The organism is Methylobacterium sp. CCH5-D2 (assembly GCF_001556475.1).
GTDB lineage: Bacteria > Pseudomonadota > Alphaproteobacteria > Rhizobiales > Beijerinckiaceae > Methylobacterium > Methylobacterium hispanicum.
In genome coordinates this window covers 1-2,441 of sequence record NZ_LSIX01000483.1, presented here as the reverse complement: position 1 = coordinate 2,441, position 2,441 = coordinate 1, and the positions used below count along the sequence as shown (strand labels likewise).

The window sequence follows — 2,441 nt, the reverse complement described above, 5'->3', positions numbered from 1 at the left end:
CGCAAGCACGTCACCCCGGCGGACCCCGCCGCGACCATCCCCGACCCCTCCCGCGGCCGGCCGCTGCCCCCCGAGGGCCTGGCTGTCACCTGGGGCCCGTACTGGGCGGGGCTCGCCGCCCGCGGCGAGATCACCGTGTCGGAGCTGCCGGCGGACGATCCCGAGGCGGGGCCCGCGCCCGAGGCGGGCTCCGTGACCGAGGCGGGCTCCGAGGTCGCCGCACCCGCGGAGGCCGCGCCGTCCCAGCGCAAGGGCGCCAAGCCCGCCGCCTGATCCCGCGGTCGCCGCCGCGGCCGTGTCTCCACCCATCCCCCTGACGCTTGGCCGGCCGCCCATCGAGGCGGCCTTTTTCTTGGGAGCTGCCCGCGATGGCCGTCGCCTTCACCAACATGCCCGGCGATATCCGGGTGCCGCTGTTCTACGCCGAGGTGAACGCGGGCCCGCCGCCCTACTCGGGCCTGTCGCGCCTGATCCTGATGGGCCGCAAGCTAGCGGGCGCCACCGCCCTGCCGGCGCTCACCCCGCGCAATCTGGGCTCGGCCGACCCGAACGCGCTCTGCGGCGTCGGCTCGATGCTCGCCGACATGATCGCCTTCGCCCGCTGGCACAACCCGACCGGCGAGATCTGGGTGATGGACGTGGGCGACCCGGCGGGTGCCGCGGCCGCCACGGGCACGCTCGCCATCGACGGCACGGCCACCGCCGCCGGCACGCTGACCCGCTACATCGCGGGCGAGCGCTACAGCGTCGGCGTCGCGATCGGCGATACCGCGGCCGTCGTCGCTAGCGCCTTCGCCGCCGCGGTGGGCCGCGGCTACACCCGGTTCAACCGCCGCATGGGCGCCCCGGTCACCGCGGCGGCCGCCTCCGGCACCGTGACGCTCACCGCGCGCCACGCGGGCGTCGAGGGCAACGGCATCCGGATCGAGGCTGGCCTCGACGGCGACGAGATCGAGGTGCCGGGCCTCACCGTCGTGGTGACCCCCATGGCGAGCGGCGCCGGTGTGGTCGATCTGGCGGCGGCGCTGGCCGCGCTCGGCTCGACGCAGTTCGACTGGATCGCCTCGCCCTACGCCAGCACGGCGCAGCTCAACGCGGCGCGCGACTTCCTCTCGGACAGCGGCACCGGGCGCTGGTCGCCGACGGTCGGCCTCGACGGGCACTACATCACGGCCAACAACGGCAACCTCTCGGCCCAGACCACCCTGGGTGCGGCGCGCAACGATCGGCACGCCTCGATCCTCGGCGTGCTGAATTACCCCCACCCGGTCTGGTCGATCGCGGCGGGCTTGGCGGGCATCGTGGCCTTCTCGAAGAACCTCGGCCGCGCGCTCACCGAGGCCGTCGAGATCGCCCGGCCGCTGCAGACGCTGGTGATCCAGGGCCTGCGCCCCCCGAAGGCGCTCTCCGACCGCTGGGCGCTCGCCGACCGCGACAGCCTCTACCACAACGGCATCTCCGGCCTCACCGTCAACGCCGACGGCTCGGTGGCGATCGACCGGGTGGTCACGACCTACCAGTTCAACGCCTACGGCCAGCCCGACATCGCCTTCCTCGACATCGAGGCCATCGCGATCGCGGCCTACCTCAAGCGCTACCTGAAGACGGTAGTCACCTCGACCTATCCGCGCCACGTGCTGCGCGACGACAACCCGCGCGGCCAGCAGGGCGTGGCGACCGTGGCGCAGATCCGCGCGACGCTGATCCACGCCTACACTCAACTCTCCGAGGTGGCCTGCGTCGTCGAGAAGCCGGACCTGTTCGCGCAGTTCCTGATCGTCGAGCGCTCGGCCGACCCGAACCGGGTCAACGTCTACCTGCCGGCCGATCAGGCCAACCAGCTTCGCGTCTTCGCGGCCAACATCACGCTCTTTCAGGAGCTGACGGCGGCCAACGGCTCGCTGCTCTAAGCCCCGACTCGCACCCCGCACCCCGACAGCCCCGGCCGCGCGAGTCCCCGCGCGGCCGGCCCCGCCCCACGCGCGCGCCCTCGCGCCGCACGTAACCCCAGGAGTCTCCGATGCAGACCACGGGCGGCCGCTTCACGGCCGAGATCAACGGCCGCACCTACAAGGGGCGCGGCAAGGCCACGATCGAGACCGCGCGCGTCGAGGTCGCGGCCGAGGCCAATCAGGACGGCTCGGCCTTCCGCACGGTCAAGCCGAAGCTCGCCTCCTGCGATCTGACCTTCGACCGCGGCGTCGGCCTCAAGTGGGACGAGGCCCTGATCCTCTCCGACATCAACCTCACCTTCGTGGAGACCGACGCCAAGGTCACGCACCTGTTCACGGACGCGAGCTGGGTCGGCACGCCCTCGCTCGACACGGAGACCGGCGAGGTGTCGGGCCTGTCGATCAAGTCCGACAAGTATCAGCAGGTCTGATCCGGTCCGGCGCGGGGGCGGAACCCGCGCCGCGCTCGACCCTGACCGTCCCCTGCCC

Annotated in this window: 3 protein-coding genes; all 3 read left to right on the top strand. The window is 72.9% G+C overall.

Translation table 11 applies throughout. From position 1 onward, the window contains the following. A partial coding sequence (locus AX737_RS34335) for a hypothetical protein (RefSeq protein ID WP_197430553.1) occupies positions 1-273 on the top strand: 273 nt, incomplete at its 5' end. A 95-nt stretch (positions 274-368) separates the two neighbouring features. Continuing rightward, a complete protein-coding gene (locus tag AX737_RS12295; protein ID WP_066921702.1) occupies positions 369-1,910 on the top strand; it encodes a phage tail sheath subtilisin-like domain-containing protein in 1,542 nt (513 codons plus the stop codon). A gap of 110 nt (positions 1,911-2,020) precedes the next feature. Next, positions 2,021-2,383, top strand: a complete 363-nt coding sequence (locus tag AX737_RS12290; protein WP_066921701.1) for a phage tail tube protein — start codon at positions 2,021-2,023, stop codon at positions 2,381-2,383. Positions 2,384-2,441 lie beyond the last annotated feature (58 nt).

Bases quoted from the DNA above. Each gene is read 5' to 3' on its own strand.
- AX737_RS12295 (WP_066921702.1), top strand. From the start codon at position 369: ATGGCCGTCGCCTTCACCAACATGCCCGGCGATATCCGGGTGCCGCTG.
- AX737_RS12290 (WP_066921701.1), top strand. From the start codon at position 2,021: ATGCAGACCACGGGCGGCCGCTTCACGGCCGAGATCAACGGCCGCACC.